Origin of the sequence: Exiguobacterium sp. HVEsp1 (genome assembly GCF_002009685.1) — a bacterium.
In the GTDB taxonomy this organism is placed as follows: domain Bacteria; phylum Bacillota; class Bacilli; order Exiguobacteriales; family Exiguobacteriaceae; genus Exiguobacterium; species Exiguobacterium profundum.
In genome coordinates this window covers 1,281,224-1,296,422 of the sequence record NZ_KV917367.1, presented here as the reverse complement: position 1 = coordinate 1,296,422, position 15,199 = coordinate 1,281,224, and the positions used below count along the sequence as shown (strand labels likewise).

Sequence of the window (15,199 nt, the reverse complement as noted above, 5' to 3'; positions counted from 1 at the left end):
CGTTATTCTATCTTACGTTGAACCCGTTGTAAATCTTCACGGAATCGAGGATAGCTGACATCGGATGCCTCGATCCCCTCGATGTGAACGGCTTCATCGGTCACGAGTGACGCAATCTGTAACATCATGGACAAGCGATGGTCTCCGTAAGTCGAGACATCCCCTCCGTGAAGGCGACTCGGCTGGACGATGAATCCGTCCTCGGTGCCGACGATGTCCACACCTAATTTGCGTAGTTCTGAGACGACCACCTCAATCCGGTCGGTTTCTTTCACGCGCAGTTCCGCTGCATCTTTTACGATGGACGGTGAATTCGCCTGAGAGGCGACGAGAGCGAACAGGGGTAATTCATCAATCTGTGAAGGAATGAAATCCTTTTCGACGACCGTGCCGGATAACTCACTCGTCGTGACCGTCACGTCCCCGACTCGTTCTTCACCGACCAATCGTTCGTTCGAAATGACGACATTCGCGCCCATCCGTTCGAGCGTACGTAAAAATCCGATCCGCGTCTCATTCAAACAGACGTCCGTCGTCGTAACCGAACTATTTGCCACCATGGCCGCCCCTGCCCAGAAAAATGCAGCCGATGACGGGTCTGCCGGTACGTCGACCGTACATCCGGTCAATGTCGAGGGTTCGACACGGATGACGCGTAACCCTTCTTCGTTTACAATCGACAGCTTCGCACCGAATAGGGGCAACATGCGCTCGGTATGGTCTCGTGACAACATCGGTTCTCGAACAACCGTCGTACCCGAGGCACGTAAGCCGGCGAGTAGGACGGCCGACTTCACTTGGGCGCTCGCGACCGGTAACGTATAGTCAATCGATCGAAGCCCCGTCCCTTCGATGACGAGAGGCGCCATATCCCCGGTCACATGTGCACCCATGTTTCGTAAAGGCTTGGTAACGCGGCGCATCGGACGTCTAGATAACGATTCATCGCCTACGAGCTCAAACGACCCGTTATAGCCGGACAAGAGACCGATCAGAAGGCGCATCGTCGTACCTGAATTCCCACAGTCAAGCCGTGCCGAGCGCGGAGACTCGATGCCTTTAATGACTAGTTCGTCTTGCTGTTCTGTCACATCGGCTCCAAGTGATCGAATCGCCTCGATTGTCGAACGACAATCGGCACCGAGGAGCGGATTCCGCACGTGCGTCGTCCCGTTCGCCATCATCCCGAATAATAATGCCCGATGTGTGATGGATTTATCACTCGGTACACGGATAGAACCGTTTAAACTCATCGTTCCCACCATCCTTTCATCTGTTCAAACGTCTGTTGAAGATGTTCTAGCTGTACCGACTCAACGGTGATCGTTTCACGAAGTAACACAAAACGAATTGCACCGTGACGGTTCTTTTTATCCCGAATCATTTTTTCCACGTAGCGGTCGAATGGTTGCCAATCGATCGGCGTGACGTCATTTGAACGCATCCAATCGAACAACTGCATCGCTCGAACTTCATCTCCAGACACGAGAAAAGCGAACACCATCCCATGTAAAACCGCTTCCCCATGTGGGATCCGATAGGCTTCCACCGACTCAAGGGCATGACCGAACGTATGCCCAAAGTTGAGCCAAGCACGAATGCCCTGTTCTCGCTCGTCCTTCTCGACAATGGCTTGTTTCACTCGAATCCCACGAGCAAGCCACGACACCCAATCCAATGGTTCGTTCTCGTTCAAGTCTAAAAACAAGTCGTCCTCGAAAGAGGATTCGAGGACGTAACGTGATAAGTACGCATGTTTCAATAACTCACCGAGACCGCTTCGCACTTCCTGGACGGACAAGGTGTTCAGTCGAGTGACGTTGTAATAAACGCCTGATGGCTGATAGAACGAACCAATCGCATTTTTCGCAAGGGGGTGATTGACTGCCACTTTGCCTCCGACAGCCGAATCGTGAGCCAAAATCGTCGTCGGCACTTGTATGTATGGAACGCCTCGCATGTAGACACTTGCTAAAAAGCCAGCCAAGTCGCCAATCATCCCACCACCAAAGGCGACAATCAACGTCTGGCGGTCACATCCATGGCGCAATCCTTCTGCGACAAGCTGCTCGAGCTGAGATAGCGATTTCGACGCATCACCCGCTTCGACGACGGACGAGACGACGTGAGGATGGGTCAGTTTCAATGTAGAACGGAACGACTCTCCGTAAAGAGACTCGACATGTTTATCCGTAACGACCCATAGCATCGAATACCTTGACCAATCAACCGAATCGATCCAACGATCCTGATTGTCCAAGACGACGTCGTATGGGGTCGATGCTGAGATTGGAATCGTTACCATACTCGTAACTCCTCCCGATACTCATCGACTCGATGTTTGATTCGTTCCATCGTGTCGTGCCCGAACGTCTCACACATTTCCTTCGCGATTTCAAATGCGATGACCGCCTCAACGACGAGGGAAGCGGCAGGCACGGCGCACGAGTCACTCCGCTCGATTTGAGCCAAAAATGCCTCTTTCGTATCAATATCGACCGATTGTAAGGGTTTATAGAGGGTCGGAATGGGCTTCATGACGGCTGAACAAAGGATCGGCATCCCCGTTGTCATGCCCCCTTCAAATCCACCGAGATGGTTACTCAGTCGCGTATATCCATCATCCCCGTATGCGATCGGGTCCATCACTTCAGAACCCGGACGATACGCCATTTCGAACCCTTCACCGAATTCAACACCTTTAAACGCGTTGACACTCATGACCGCTTGTGCGATTTTCGCATCCAGTTTACGGTCGTACTGCACATACGAGCCAAGTCCCGGTACAATACCATGTACTTCTGTACACACGATCCCACCGATCGAGTCTCCATTTGCCTTGGCCTCATCGATGCGATGCATCATTCGCAACGCGGCCGCTTCATCTAACGTACGCACCGGTGACGCATCGACGACTGCTTGTGCTTCTTGAAGCGAATCGAATGTACACGACTCCGCACGTTCCCCACCAATCACTTTGACATAACTAAAGAGGGACACCCCGACTTGTTGAAGGAGTTGCTTACAGAAAGCTCCGACCGCGACACGAGCCGCTGTTTCCCTTGCGCTCGAGCGCTCCAACACGTCACGTAAGTCTCGATGGTCATACTTCATCCCACCGACCAGGTCAGCATGTCCAGGTCTCGGCCGAGAGACGCGGCGCTTCACTTCGATGTCGCTTTCAATCGGTTCCGCCTGCATGACGTGTTTCCAATGCGTATGGTCTTTATTCTCAATCCAAAAAGTGATGGGTGCACCCGTGGTCACGCCATGCCGTATTCCCGAACGAACTTCTACTTGGTCTGACTCGATTTGCATGCGGCGCCCTCTACCGTAACCAGATTGACGTTTTTTTAACTCCGCATTGATTTGCGCAATATCGATCGCGAGTCCGGCTGGGGCCCCTTCAATGATGACCGTCAGACCGGGACCATGTGATTCACCAGCTGTCAAATAACGCATCCGATCACCTCATCCATCTATTTTTTCATAAAAGAAACTTTGCTTGATTGCGTAGCCATAACGCTTCGGTTGGAAAATTTGTTCCGTTCCACCGACAAATAGCATCCCACCTGGACGTAACGCCCGTTGGAATGACGTATATACCTTCTCTTTCGCTTCTTCAGTGAAGTAGATCAAGACATTTCGACAGACGATCAAATCAAAGTTACGTTCGTACACATCCGCTAACAAGTTATGCTTCTTAAATGTCACGAGTTGCTTGATCTCATCTGAAATATAATAGTCGTCGCCACGACGGGTAAAGTAGCGCTTCTGAAACTCCTCCGGCAAATCGATGAGCGCCCGCTCATGGTACTTTCCTTGCTTCGCTTTTTCGATGACGACATCATCTAAGTCCGTGGCCATGATTGAAAATTGAGATGGGGCCAGATGTTTCGACAACAACATGGCAAGTGAGTATGGCTCTTCTCCTGTTGAACAGGCAGCACTCCATACGCGAAGCTTCCCTTGACTCGAGCGAATCAGATGCGGGAGGATGTCCTCTTCAAGCTGTTGCCAACGAATCGGGTTGCGATAAAATTCACTCACATTGATTGTCATCCGGTCGAGAAACTCCTCGTAAAGTTGACGATCTGTATCCATCGCCTTCAAATACTCCAAAAACGATGCATACCCCTTCTTTTCGCGTAGTGCGACCATACGGCGCTTCATCTGCGCCTCTTTATATAAGTTCAAGTCAATACCCGACTTGATATAAAACTTTTTTACAAAGATGGCATAATCATTCATCACCAATTTCAACCTCAATTCTTTCTCATTTCCGCATTCTTCTGATCTCAGGCAACTCAAAGGGAATCAAAAAGGGACAGGTTTCCCCGTCCCTCGAAAAGTCATGAAACGTGTGAAGCCACTTCAGCGAACCAAAGTGAGAGTTCACGTTCCGCGCTGTCCACACTATCAGAACCATGAATCACGTTTTGTGACATCGTCGATGCAAAATCGCCGCGAATCGTTCCTGGTTGAGCATCCACTGGCTTCGTCTTCCCGATCATTAAACGAGAGACGGCCACGATGTCTTCCCCTTCCCATTCCATCGCAACAACAGGACCAGAAGTCAAAAACTCAACCAATTCACCAAAGAACGGCTTTTCTTTATGCTCTGCGTAGTGTGCCTCTGCGACCTCAACTGACGGTGTCACCATTTCGAGACGGTTCAACGTATATCCTTTGTTTTCGAAGCGTGAGATGATTTCCCCAATCAATCCACGTTTTACCCCATCAGGTTTAACCATTAAAAATGTCTTTTCCATTCCCCAAATCCCCCTAAGTCTATAAATGTGTACGATGTACGTATTTAGTGTACACGGTCCGACACATTTTTGAAAGGGGTTACATGGGCATTCACCATTTGCGTTTCCCAATATATTGCGCAATTTCAATTAACGATCGCTTGTCCGGAACATCCGGCAACCCGTCTAGTCGCCGGATGGCACGGTTGACGTAACGATCAATCGTCCGTTGACTGCGTTCTAACGTTCCGTTTCGTTGCACTTCCCGGACGAGAGATTTCGTCACTTCCACATCCGTCGAGGCGTTCACTTGACGGAGACGTTCATAAAAGTCAGGGTCCTCAGATGAATACAGGAGCGGTAACGTTTTATGACCGTGCTTCAAATCTTCCCCGACCGGCTTACCGAGTTGAAAACTCTTAGCGGTAAAATCGAGCAAGTCATCCGTCATTTGAAAAGCCATGCCGATATCATATCCAAACAGACTTAATTGCCTCACGATTTGTGGAGACGCTCCAGAGATGACAGCTCCTGCCGCACAACTCGTTTCAATCAACAGAGCGGTCTTTCGCGCAATCCGATCTAAATAGCGCTTCGGTGATTGCCCCCACTCAAATTGATCTTGGATTTGATTGATTTCACCGACACAGATTCGTTCCATCGTATCTGCCATGATGCGCATCACTTCTGGTGAATCAATTTCGGATACGAGACGAATCGCTTCTCCGAATAACGTATTCCCTGTATACATCGCTACTGTTTCATCATATCGTTCCATCACGGTCGGTTTGCCACGACGGAGCATCGCGTCATCGATGACATCGTCATGCACGAGTGATGCCATATGAATCAACTCAAGACTTGAGGCAACTTTCGTCAAACGGATATCTTTCGTCTCACCGAACCCGGCGCTCAGTAAAACGAAGGCGGGTCGGATGCGCTTGCCACCGGCATCGAGTAATTGGCGCGATGCCGATTCAATGACAGGGTGGTCCGTCCTGACTCGAGTAGATAAGAATTGATCGATTTGATCAATCTCTCGGTTCATATGACGATAAAGTCGCTTCAAAGACATGGTTCACCACTTCTTTCCTAGATGCATGGCACATGCACCTCCGGAGAATGTCTTCACTTCGACTTGTTCAAACCCGGCATCTTCGAACATCCGCTTGAGCGTCAAACGGTCTGGGAACTGATCGGTCGACTCCTGCAACCATTTATATTGGTCGTATGAACCGGCAAAGACCTTACCGAAAAGCGGCATGACCGTTCCAAAGTAGAAACGATACAACTCTTTAAAAAGCGGTGCTGTCGGTTGGCTCGTTTCAAGACAAACGACCGTCCCACCTGGTTTCAAGACACGGTGCATTTCACGCAAGACCGTCATGTAGTCTGGAACGTTTCGGAGTCCAAATCCGATTGTGACATAGTCAAAGGAGTTGTCACCAAACGGAAGAGCCATCGCATTTCCATGAAGCAATTCGATGTTCGGCCAAGATTTGACCTTTTCCTCTCCCACTTTTAACATGTTCTCTGAAAAATCGAGTCCTTTCACAACACCCGTGTTTCCAGCAGCATCTGCCAATTGAATCGTCCAGTCAGCCGTCCCGCAACAAACGTCTAAACATTTAGCCCCCGGAAAGACGTTCATTTTTTTCATCGTTGTCCGTCGCCACCATTTATGAAGTCGGAAGCTGATAATCGAGTTCATCGTATCGTAGCTCGGAGAAATGGACTGAAATACTTCGTATACTTTTTGCTCTTTTTCTATCGGTTGCAACGCGTAACATCCTTTCCGTTCTAAGCGACCGCATGCGCGAGCAACGTCGTGAGTTGCTCTTTTTGGTCTTGTCTAAGCGCTGTCGCTTTCTTTTCAATCATTCGTTTCCCGCTCGTTGTCAAATAAGGTTGTTCAATCAGTTCGGAAAGTGTTTGAATCAATCCGACGTTCGCTTCGAGCCAAACGTTCATTGAAACGTTCTTCTCAAGCAATAAGGTGCACTTCGCCGCATTGACCCGCTGTACAGACTGACCGAATCGATCACTGTATGATGATGGAAAGTCCGTCAAGATTTTATAAAACTGAGCCGATGCAAAGTCTCCGGCGAGCACTTTTAATTGGCGTGCCAAAGACCCGTTCGGGCTGCTGTTCACTTGGTCGTGTAAATCAAGCGCTTGATATGCGAAATAGGTTGCCATCACGAGTTGTCGATGCTCAATCGATTCCAAATCAATCATCTCGACCATCCAACGAAGCAATAACATGTCGACGGCTGGTACAACCTCGTGTTTCGTCAAATAGGGATGATTCATACGTGTTTCGATTTGACGAGCAAGGTCTGTGACAACGAATTCATTTGTCAACTGTTCCATGCTATCCCCCCTCGTCCACTTCATTGTCATTCTGACATAGTATAGCACATTTTTGTCACATTCACGTCATTCGAACTCGCAAACCCAACAAAAAAAGCCGCCTTTCGGCGACTTATGTATTGCAGATTACTTGACCGCATCCTTGAGCGCTTTACCTGCTTTAAATGCAGGAACTTTGCTCGCTGGGATTTCGATATCTTCTTTTGTACGTGGGTTACGACCTTTACGGGCAGCACGCTCACGAACTTCAAAAGTACCAAAACCGATCAATTGAATTTTCTCACCGTTTTGGAGTGCTTCAGTGATTGATTCAAACGTAGCTTCTACGATTTTCGTTGCTTCTTTTTTAGAAACATCGGCTTTCTCAGTAACAGCTTGGATCAATTCAGTTTTGTTCATCACGATTCACCTCCTCTCACAGGGAGTTTACGGGATTAATCATATCGTACAAACGTTGATATGACAACATTTTTTGCATGATTTCGCGACATTCACTATCAAAACAGGTTCAGTTGTTTAAAAACACGACCTCTCCTTGTTCATCAATTGTGTATCCTTGCGAATAAGCTGGGGCGAATGGAGCATCTTTATAGAGCAAATAACGAATGTCTTCGCCTATTTCCGGCGACTCATCCGTCTTTTGAAGCGCTTCCTTCACATCTTCTCGATAGTCTACAAACAGTTGTCCCGTGCCATCCACATAGATTGGAAGTTCACGGTCCGAATAGGGACTTGGAATGAACGGCTCTTCCGTGACAAAGATTTTATCATAATCGAGCGTGAACTGATTCTTACCTAATGATCCGTCAAATGGGAACTTGCCTTCTTTTGCCCGAAACGCGTTGATGTTCGTTTGAAGTTGCTGCAACCGCTCAGACACACGCAAGTCAATCAACTTCACAGTCGGTTCCGTCTCCACATCGACGAGGATATATTGGAACAACCCGCCACCTTCGAAACTATTCGCCGGTGGGTCCGCTAAATAACCGGGCACGAGACGAGCGAATTCAACTGGGTAACGCTCCATGAGAGGCGTTTCCGCCGGTTTTGTTTTGATTGGTAATACCCCAGATTGCTCACGATAGGCATCGACCGCACTTTGTACCGTATTCAATTGGTCTTCATACGGGATATTGTTGGCCCGTTCTGAATCAGGAAACATACATCCAGCTAACAGTGTCGTCAAAATCAAACTGATAGCGACAATCTTTTTTTTCATCACGTTTATCCTCCAGTCGGTCCTGAGACGACGACAAAAATCATGATAACAGTCCCAAATAAGAAAATGATGAAGGCAATCAGTCTGACGAGCGTGGCGAACCAACCGCTCAGTTTTGTATGACTGAGTGCGACCATTAATGCAGCGATGGCGAAAGCCCCGATCCCTGCGAATGATATCCACATTTTGATGAGTGACGGTGTCACGTCTATCCCCCTACTTTCTCTATGTTCTCCAGAATTCAAGTTTAGCAAAAAAAAGCGAGGAACTGAACGAAAACGTCAGCTCCTCTCTCAATCTGTCTATTCTTCAAAATGGAAAACTTGTTCCATCTCGTGTTTTTGCGGGCGTCTCATCAATTTCTTCACTTCATCATGAGGGCTTTTCCCTTCAAACAACACGTTATAGAGCGCCTCTGTGATCGGCATCTCCACACCTGCCTCTTTCGCAAGGGAGTGGGCCGCTTCACAGGCGCGGACGCCCTCGACGACCATTCCCATGTTTCCGAGAACGTCTTCTAACTTTTCACCACGCCCGATGGCATTACCGGCTCGCCAGTTACGGCTATGTTGTGACGTCGCTGTCACAATCAAGTCTCCGATTCCTGTCAATCCTGAGAACGAGGCCGGGTTCGCTCCAAGCTTCACGCCAAGTCGCGCAATTTCTACAATCCCACGAGTCATGAGGGCAGCTTTCGCATTGTCCCCATAACCGAGTCCATCCGTCATACCTGCCGCTAGAGCGATGATATTTTTCAGTGCTCCGCCGTATTCGGCCCCAACGACGTCAGAATTCAAGTACACGCGGAACTGATCGTTTGTGAGGAGTTCCTGCACTTCATCCGCGACATCAAGGTCAGCACATGCAATCGTGATGGTCGTCGGTTTCCGGACCGCAACCTCTTCAGCATGAGTCGGTCCTGTCAATACACCGATTGCCCGACGTTTAGCCGGTTCGATTTCTTCGGCGATGATTTCTGAAAGACGCTTATGCGTTTTCGGTTCAATCCCCTTCGCGGCATGAACGATGGTGACAGGTTCCGTCAACAAGGTGTTCAATTCCTTTGAGACAGGACGAATCGCCGAACTCGGGACGACGAGAAAAACGATACTCCGACCGTCTAACGCCTCTTTCAAGTTCGTCGTCGCACGAATGGATTCAGGTAATGGCGCGTCTTTCAAATAAAACGAGTTCGTATGTGACGAGTTGATTTCATCCACATGTTCTTGTTCACGTCCATAGAGCAGGACATCATGGCCATTATCTGCTAACACGAGCGAGATGGCCGTTCCCCAGCTCCCTGCTCCGATGACAGCTACGTTTGCCATAAGTGGCACCCCCGTTATTAGTTTTTCTGACGAGCCACGATGTGAATCGGTGTCCCGGTGAAGTCAAATGCTTTACGGATTTGATTCTCTAAATAACGTTTATACGAAAAATGCAACAACTCAGGATCGTTGACGAACAAGACGAACGTCGGCGGCTCGATGGCCACTTGAGTTGCGTAGTTGATCTTCAATCGTTGTCCTTTATCCGTCGGTGTCGGGTTCATCGCAACCGCATCGACGATGACATCGTTCAACACGCTCGTCGAGATTCGACGGCGATGTGTTTCAGCCACTTGTTTGATGACAGGCAACAATGTCTGTAAGCGTTTTGACGTGAGCGCTGATAAGAAGACAACCGGCGCATAGTCGAGGAATAAGAATTCTTGACGAATCTTCTCTTCCATCTTCTTCATCGTCTTATCATCTTTTTCAACGGCATCCCATTTATTGACGACGATGACAATCGCCTTCCCGGCTTCATGCGCGAGACCAGCGACACGCTTGTCTTGCTCGATGATTCCTTCTTCCCCGTCGAGGACGACGAGAACCACGTTTGAGCGTTCAATCGCCTTTTGTGCGCGCATGACACTGTAGCGCTCTGTTGATTCATATACTTTCCCGCGTTTACGCATACCTGCCGTATCGATGATGACATACTCTTGTCCGTCACGTGTGAACGGTGTATCAATCGCATCACGAGTCGTACCCGCAATGTTTGAAACGATGACGCGCTCTTCACCAAGGATTGAGTTCGTCAAGCTTGATTTCCCGACGTTCGGGCGACCGATCAACGAGAACTGAATCACGTCTTCGTTGTATTCGTACTCGTCTTTTTCTGGAGCGAGTGCAAATACTTGGTCGAGTAAGTCACCGAGTCCTAACCCGTGTGTACCCGAAATTGGGAACGGATCTCCAAATCCGAGAGAATAAAACTCATACATGAGATCTCGCATTTCAAAGTTATCCACTTTGTTCACGGCAAGGACGATTGGTTTGTTCGAACGGAACAACAAGTTCGCGACTTCTTCATCAGCCGCCGTGATCCCTTCACGTCCATTCACCATGAAGATGATGACGTCCGCTTCATCGATTGCAAGTTCCGCCTGATGACGCATTTGAACGAGCAACGGCTCGTCCCCTACTTCGATCCCACCTGTATCGATTAAATGGAACTTACGGTTGAGCCACTCTCCTGTGCCGTAAATACGGTCACGTGTGACACCCGGTTTATCATCGACGATCGAGACACGATCACCGATGATACGGTTAAAAATTGTGGATTTTCCGATATTCGGACGGCCAACGATGGCCACTACTGGAATTCCCATAACAACACCTCACTAACTTTCTATCAAAATTTCATCATTTCATCATTTCGAAACGCAACTTACCTATCATATCACAGGCAAAATTAAGTGACCATACAAAAAGAAGCGGGAGCATGACTCCCGCTTGAACGATCATCTTATTTAGAGTCGTCCGAAGAATCATCACCTGTCAATTCCGAGACAGAGAATCCTCCTTGGTCGCTATATTCATCAAGCAACGCTTGATCATCATCTTGACGAGTCGGTTCAGATGATTCGAGCGCACGCATCGACAATGAGATTTTCTTATCATCGAGATGAACATCTAGCACTTTCACCTTCACTTCTTGGCCTTCTGACAAGACTTCAGACGGCGTCGCGATGTGACGGTTCGCAATTTGCGAGATGTGAAGCAAACCTTCCACTTGTGGTGCGACCTCGACGAACGCACCAAACGTCACGAGGCGTTTGACGGTTCCTTCGATGACATCCCCCGGTTGGATCTTCCCTTCGATGGTTTCCCATGGACCAGGTTGTGTCTCTTTGATGGAAAGTTTTACTTTTTCATTATCTAAGTCGAGCCCGAGTACTTTCACTTTCACGCGGTCGCCTTCAGTTACGACGTCGCTCGGCTTCTCCACACGGCTATGGGCCATTTCCGAGATGTGAACGAGACCGTCCACGCCACCGATATCGACGAACGCACCAAAATCAGTCAATCGTTGGACCGTTCCTTCAATTACTTGTCCGACTTCAAGCGATTCGAGCGTTTCCGATTTCTTCGCGCTCATCTCTTCTTCGACAACTGCTTTATGTGACAAGATGACGCGGTTTTTTTCGCGGTCAATCTCGACGACTTTTACGGTAATTGGGTTATTCAAGTATGACGAGAAGTCTTCGACGAAGTGACTTTCGACAAGGGATGCAGGGATAAATCCACGGATTCCAATATCGACGACAAGACCACCTTTGACCTTATCTTTCACCATCACTTCAAACACTTCACCCGATTCGAATTTTTCAACGATCCGATCCCATGCTGCTTCGGCATCGACGTCTTTTTTCGAAACGACTACTTCTTCGTCCGTGACCTTTTTCACTTTGACACGAATCTCGTCGTTCACTTGGAGTGATTCGTTTAAATCGTCTAGATGCATGCTTGATACTTCGCTAATTGGCAAAATCGCTTCGGTCTTATAACCGATATCGATCAGCGCTTGCTTATCCTCGATTTTGACGACTGTTCCGGTCACAATTTGACCACGATTAATTTCAAAATCAGGCATATCTTTCATTTCTTCGACCATTCCAACACTACCCCCTCACGATGAGTACAAAAAGGAGCGCCAAAGGCGCTTACACCTAGTATAAATCTCTTATAATTCCGAGAATTTGTCAAGGCGTTATGAAGATTGTACCTCTATTGAAAGAAGTTTAAACCTCAATTCCACAATCCGTTTTTCACTTCGTGAATGAGTGCTTCAAGTAGAGGTCGGCAATCGTATCCATGATCAAGTCGGCCGCTTCTTGTGCACTCGCCTTGCGTGCTTTCAGTTCTGACAAGTCGATCGGCTTCCCGATGACGACACGGAGTTTTGCGCGAAATTTATACTTTCCAATGATGGCGATCGGTAAAATGTGCGCATCCGAACGCATCGCGAAGAATCCGACACCGGCTTGCGCTTTCCCGAGCGTACCGTCTTTTGAACGCGTTCCTTCAGGAAATATAGAGATGACTTCATCCTCTTTCAACTTTTGAAGTACGACACGAAGCGCTTGTCGGTCACCTTCTCCACGAGATACTGGAATTTGACCCGCCCGATTCAAGATGTGCTTCAGTACCGGGACACTAAAAAGTTCTTTCTTCGCAAAAAAGCGAAGGGGACGCTGCTTTGGAATCGCACAGGCGAGTAATACCGGATCCCAATTTGACTGATGGTTCGAACAGACGAGAATCGACCCGTCCATCGGAACGTTCTCCCGTCCGATGAATTCGACCCGAAACGATGCTCGTTGAATGACGTTCACGACAGCTCTCGCTAATCGATACATGCCGAACGGTCCATTGTTCAATGGCTTACTCATGCTTTCACCTCTTCAATTAATCGTTCAATCGCTTGAACCACTCCGTCAATGGATAACGTCGTCGTATCGAGGAAATGGGCATCCTCTGCTTGACGTAAAGGTGCCACCTCACGTTCAGAATCGCGTTTGTCACGAAGCGCAATCTCTTCGATCAGTTGTTCATAGTCGCTCGGGATGCCTTTCGAGACATTTTCTTCATGGCGACGACGGGCACGTTCTTCGACCGAAGCGGTCATGAACACTTTTAAGTCGGCATTTGGTAAGACATGTGTCCCGATATCACGGCCGTCCATGACGACACCGCCTTCTTTAGCCAAATCACGTTGAAGGTCCATCAAAGCATCACGCACTTCAGGTTGACGTGCGACGAAACTGACGTTATTCGTCACTTCGCTTGAGCGAATGACAGATGTCACCTCTTCCTCTCCGTCAAAAACGCGTTGTCCCTCTTCAGACGGGACGAGACGAAGTGACATGTTCTCGATCATCTGAGCAAGTGCAGGTCCGTCCTCGAGCGCAATCCCTTCATTCAAGGCGCGATACGTCACGGCCCGATAGATTGCACCGGTATCGATGTACACATACCCTAATTGTTTCGCAAGCGACTTGGCAATCGTACTTTTCCCGGCACCCGCCGGTCCATCTAAAGCAATTTGTAATGATTTTTTCATACAAAACGGGTATCGAGTGTTCCCGATACCCTCCTCCTCTCGGTCAATAATCCCGAGAACATCATAACAGTTTTTTATCTTGAAGAAAATACAGACCCTGTCCGCTTTCGCGCTTCAAGCTGAACACGGAAGCAGTATCGCAAAATCGTCTCTTGGTCACGAGGGGTCAAATCTTCGAATGCCAAAGAGAGTTCTTGCTTCACTTCCTGCTTATGTACGCGAACAAGGCGGCTCTTAAGACGGAAGTTCTGGGGCGAGCCATGCTCATCCTCAATTCGAAACACGACAATCAGGGACTCATCTACTTCGATTGGAGCGCGGTTGGCGATGATTTTCATCCCCCCAGCAGATATGTCAAGAGATGTCGTTTCGAACGATTCGAAACTTTCCCCATCGGCTGCAAGAACGGTCACTTCAATCATTTCTGGAACACGTAAATATTCACGACGCTGAATCCGTTTGATTTTTTTCTCGTCTGGCAAATTGAACGCATAGCGTAATGTCATTTGGGCATCGCTGATCCGCTTCACGACTTTCGTGTCGAATGCGAACAGCTGATTGTCTCCTTGGAAGAAAAAGACCCGCATGGCCTCCTCTTCATGTAAAAAAAATGTTTTGAGCGTCGTCATGTCACTCGGTGACTCAATCCATACGACTTGATCGGTTATTGCTGCAATCTTCGTTTTCCCCTCTGCACGCCCTTCCACTTCGATTCTCAATTCTTGACCTTCTTTTAACATACTGACTCTTCCCCTTTATTTAAATTGTCGACGATTGGACAAGTTGGCCGCTCGCACGAGTAAAAGTGCCACGGTCCATAAAATGACGATATAAAGCACGGCAGGAAGCTTTTGATTCGGTTCGAGTATCAAAATAAAATCAAACGTTCCATGGATGACCGTCGCAGAAAAGATTGCCATGAACAGCCAGAGCCGTTCGCGTGCCGAATGCTTCGCTCGCCCCAAACAGTACCCCATCACGACAGCGAACAAAGCGTGACCGCTCACAGGCAGGATCGCTCGCCAAATCGCAATTTCTAATGAATCGTACACCCATAAGTATAAAAAATTCTCTAAAGTCGCAAAGCCTAATGAGCAGGCGACCGCGTAGAGAATCCCGTCGTAGTAATCATCAAAGACTTTATGTATATATATTGTATAATAAATCATAAACCATTTAAAAAACTCTTCAAGCAGGGCAGTGGCGACATACGCCTGCCAAAACGGTCCAGTAAGCACTCCCTCTTCAACGAACGCATATTGGATAAACATGATCGGGAACACGAGAACGGCTCCGGCCACGAAAGAACGAATCACATATCCGAGCGGTTCCGCCTCCAACTCATGGCGTAGATAGAAGTAGGAAAGAAGGGCGAGCCCAGGTGCAACCGCAGACAAGGCGATTGCGATCATGATGCATCTCTCCTTTCTCTCCCTAGCATACACTGAATTGTCTGAAAGAAAAA

18 protein-coding genes are annotated in these 15,199 nt (G+C 48.4%); all 18 read right to left on the bottom strand.

What is annotated here, in order from left to right; translation table 11 throughout:
• Nucleotides 1–2 precede the first annotated feature (2 nt).
• The 18 genes from aroA to prsW all read right to left on the bottom strand — a co-directional run bounded on the left by aroA (nt 3) and on the right by prsW (nt 15,146).
• Complete coding sequence (gene aroA / locus BV910_RS06665; protein WP_078146745.1) at nt 3–1,253, bottom strand: 3-phosphoshikimate 1-carboxyvinyltransferase; 1,251 nt, start codon at nt 1,251–1,253, stop codon at nt 3–5.
• On the bottom strand, nt 1,250–2,305 hold the full coding sequence (locus BV910_RS06660; RefSeq protein WP_078146744.1) for a 3-dehydroquinate synthase: 1,056 nt from the start codon (nt 2,303–2,305) through the stop codon (nt 1,250–1,252). Before BV910_RS06660 ends, aroA begins: the two co-directional genes overlap by 4 nt.
• Nucleotides 2,299–3,462, bottom strand: a complete 1,164-nt coding sequence (aroC, locus tag BV910_RS06655; protein ID WP_078146743.1) for a chorismate synthase — start codon at nt 3,460–3,462, stop codon at nt 2,299–2,301. The genes BV910_RS06660 and aroC overlap by 7 nt, the downstream gene beginning before the upstream one ends.
• Nucleotides 3,463–3,471: 9 nt before the next feature.
• A complete protein-coding gene (locus tag BV910_RS06650; RefSeq protein ID WP_078146742.1) occupies nt 3,472–4,251 on the bottom strand; it encodes a CheR family methyltransferase in 780 nt (259 codons plus the stop codon).
• Nucleotides 4,252–4,352: 101 nt separating this feature from the next.
• Nucleotides 4,353–4,772, bottom strand: a complete 420-nt coding sequence (gene ndk / locus BV910_RS06645; protein ID WP_015881469.1) for a nucleoside-diphosphate kinase — start codon at nt 4,770–4,772, stop codon at nt 4,353–4,355.
• A gap of 91 nt (nt 4,773–4,863) precedes the next feature.
• Nucleotides 4,864–5,826, bottom strand: a complete 963-nt coding sequence (locus BV910_RS06640; RefSeq protein WP_078146741.1) for a polyprenyl synthetase family protein — start codon at nt 5,824–5,826, stop codon at nt 4,864–4,866.
• Between the two features lie 3 nt (nt 5,827–5,829).
• Nucleotides 5,830–6,531: a demethylmenaquinone methyltransferase gene (locus BV910_RS06635; RefSeq protein WP_015881467.1), complete on the bottom strand. Its 702-nt coding sequence runs from the start codon at nt 6,529–6,531 to the stop codon at nt 5,830–5,832.
• Between the two features lie 20 nt (nt 6,532–6,551).
• Complete coding sequence (locus tag BV910_RS06630; RefSeq protein WP_078146740.1) at nt 6,552–7,124, bottom strand: heptaprenyl diphosphate synthase component 1; 573 nt, start codon at nt 7,122–7,124, stop codon at nt 6,552–6,554.
• A gap of 126 nt (nt 7,125–7,250) precedes the next feature.
• Nucleotides 7,251–7,523 carry an HU family DNA-binding protein gene (locus BV910_RS06625; RefSeq protein WP_015881465.1) on the bottom strand — a complete coding sequence of 91 codons (273 nt, stop codon included), beginning with the start codon at nt 7,521–7,523 and terminating at the stop codon, nt 7,251–7,253.
• 109 nt (nt 7,524–7,632) lie between these two features.
• Nucleotides 7,633–8,343, bottom strand: a complete 711-nt coding sequence (locus BV910_RS06620) for a hypothetical protein (RefSeq protein ID WP_015881464.1) — start codon at nt 8,341–8,343, stop codon at nt 7,633–7,635.
• Between the two features lie 5 nt (nt 8,344–8,348).
• Nucleotides 8,349–8,549, bottom strand: coding sequence for a DUF2768 domain-containing protein (locus tag BV910_RS06615; protein ID WP_015881463.1), 201 nt, complete (start codon nt 8,547–8,549; stop codon nt 8,349–8,351).
• Nucleotides 8,550–8,645: 96 nt separating this feature from the next.
• Nucleotides 8,646–9,671 (bottom strand): NAD(P)H-dependent glycerol-3-phosphate dehydrogenase, encoded by a 1,026-nt coding sequence (locus tag BV910_RS06610; RefSeq protein ID WP_031421751.1) that lies wholly within the window; start codon nt 9,669–9,671, stop codon nt 8,646–8,648.
• A gap of 17 nt (nt 9,672–9,688) precedes the next feature.
• Nucleotides 9,689–10,999, bottom strand: a complete 1,311-nt coding sequence (der, locus tag BV910_RS06605; RefSeq protein ID WP_078146739.1) for a ribosome biogenesis GTPase Der — start codon at nt 10,997–10,999, stop codon at nt 9,689–9,691.
• 137 nt (nt 11,000–11,136) lie between these two features.
• Entirely contained in the window at nt 11,137–12,285 is a 1,149-nt protein-coding gene (gene rpsA, locus BV910_RS06600; RefSeq protein WP_015881460.1) for a 30S ribosomal protein S1, read from the bottom strand.
• A 154-nt stretch (nt 12,286–12,439) separates the two neighbouring features.
• Nucleotides 12,440–13,063 (bottom strand): lysophospholipid acyltransferase family protein, encoded by a 624-nt coding sequence (locus tag BV910_RS06595; protein WP_015881459.1) that lies wholly within the window; start codon nt 13,061–13,063, stop codon nt 12,440–12,442.
• Complete coding sequence (cmk, locus tag BV910_RS06590; protein ID WP_031421747.1) at nt 13,060–13,734, bottom strand: (d)CMP kinase; 675 nt, start codon at nt 13,732–13,734, stop codon at nt 13,060–13,062. The genes BV910_RS06595 and cmk overlap by 4 nt, the downstream gene beginning before the upstream one ends.
• A gap of 74 nt (nt 13,735–13,808) precedes the next feature.
• Nucleotides 13,809–14,474 (bottom strand): flagellar brake protein, encoded by a 666-nt coding sequence (locus BV910_RS06585; protein ID WP_078146738.1) that lies wholly within the window; start codon nt 14,472–14,474, stop codon nt 13,809–13,811.
• Between the two features lie 15 nt (nt 14,475–14,489).
• Nucleotides 14,490–15,146 carry a glutamic-type intramembrane protease PrsW gene (prsW, locus tag BV910_RS06580; RefSeq protein WP_078146737.1) on the bottom strand — a complete coding sequence of 219 codons (657 nt, stop codon included), beginning with the start codon at nt 15,144–15,146 and terminating at the stop codon, nt 14,490–14,492.
• Between the last annotated feature and the right edge of the window lie 53 nt (nt 15,147–15,199).

Bases quoted from the DNA above. Each gene is read 5' to 3' on its own strand.
- BV910_RS06595 (WP_015881459.1), bottom strand. From the start codon at position 13,063: ATGAGTAAGCCATTGAACAATGGACCGTTCGGCATGTATCGATTAGCG.
- aroC (WP_078146743.1), bottom strand. From the start codon at position 3,462: ATGCGTTATTTGACAGCTGGTGAATCACATGGTCCCGGTCTGACGGTC.
- BV910_RS06640 (WP_078146741.1), bottom strand. From the start codon at position 5,826: ATGTCTTTGAAGCGACTTTATCGTCATATGAACCGAGAGATTGATCAA.
- cmk (WP_031421747.1), bottom strand. From the start codon at position 13,734: ATGAAAAAATCATTACAAATTGCTTTAGATGGACCGGCGGGTGCCGGG.
- BV910_RS06660 (WP_078146744.1), bottom strand. From the start codon at position 2,305: ATGGTAACGATTCCAATCTCAGCATCGACCCCATACGACGTCGTCTTG.
- BV910_RS06620 (WP_015881464.1), bottom strand. From the start codon at position 8,343: ATGAAAAAAAAGATTGTCGCTATCAGTTTGATTTTGACGACACTGTTA.
- BV910_RS06650 (WP_078146742.1), bottom strand. From the start codon at position 4,251: ATGAATGATTATGCCATCTTTGTAAAAAAGTTTTATATCAAGTCGGGT.
- BV910_RS06585 (WP_078146738.1), bottom strand. From the start codon at position 14,474: ATGTTAAAAGAAGGTCAAGAATTGAGAATCGAAGTGGAAGGGCGTGCA.
- prsW (WP_078146737.1), bottom strand. From the start codon at position 15,146: ATGATCGCAATCGCCTTGTCTGCGGTTGCACCTGGGCTCGCCCTTCTT.
- BV910_RS06610 (WP_031421751.1), bottom strand. From the start codon at position 9,671: ATGGCAAACGTAGCTGTCATCGGAGCAGGGAGCTGGGGAACGGCCATC.
- ndk (WP_015881469.1), bottom strand. From the start codon at position 4,772: ATGGAAAAGACATTTTTAATGGTTAAACCTGATGGGGTAAAACGTGGA.
- BV910_RS06630 (WP_078146740.1), bottom strand. From the start codon at position 7,124: ATGGAACAGTTGACAAATGAATTCGTTGTCACAGACCTTGCTCGTCAA.
- der (WP_078146739.1), bottom strand. From the start codon at position 10,999: ATGGGAATTCCAGTAGTGGCCATCGTTGGCCGTCCGAATATCGGAAAA.
- rpsA (WP_015881460.1), bottom strand. From the start codon at position 12,285: ATGGTCGAAGAAATGAAAGATATGCCTGATTTTGAAATTAATCGTGGT.
- BV910_RS06625 (WP_015881465.1), bottom strand. From the start codon at position 7,523: ATGAACAAAACTGAATTGATCCAAGCTGTTACTGAGAAAGCCGATGTT.
- aroA (WP_078146745.1), bottom strand. From the start codon at position 1,253: ATGAGTTTAAACGGTTCTATCCGTGTACCGAGTGATAAATCCATCACA.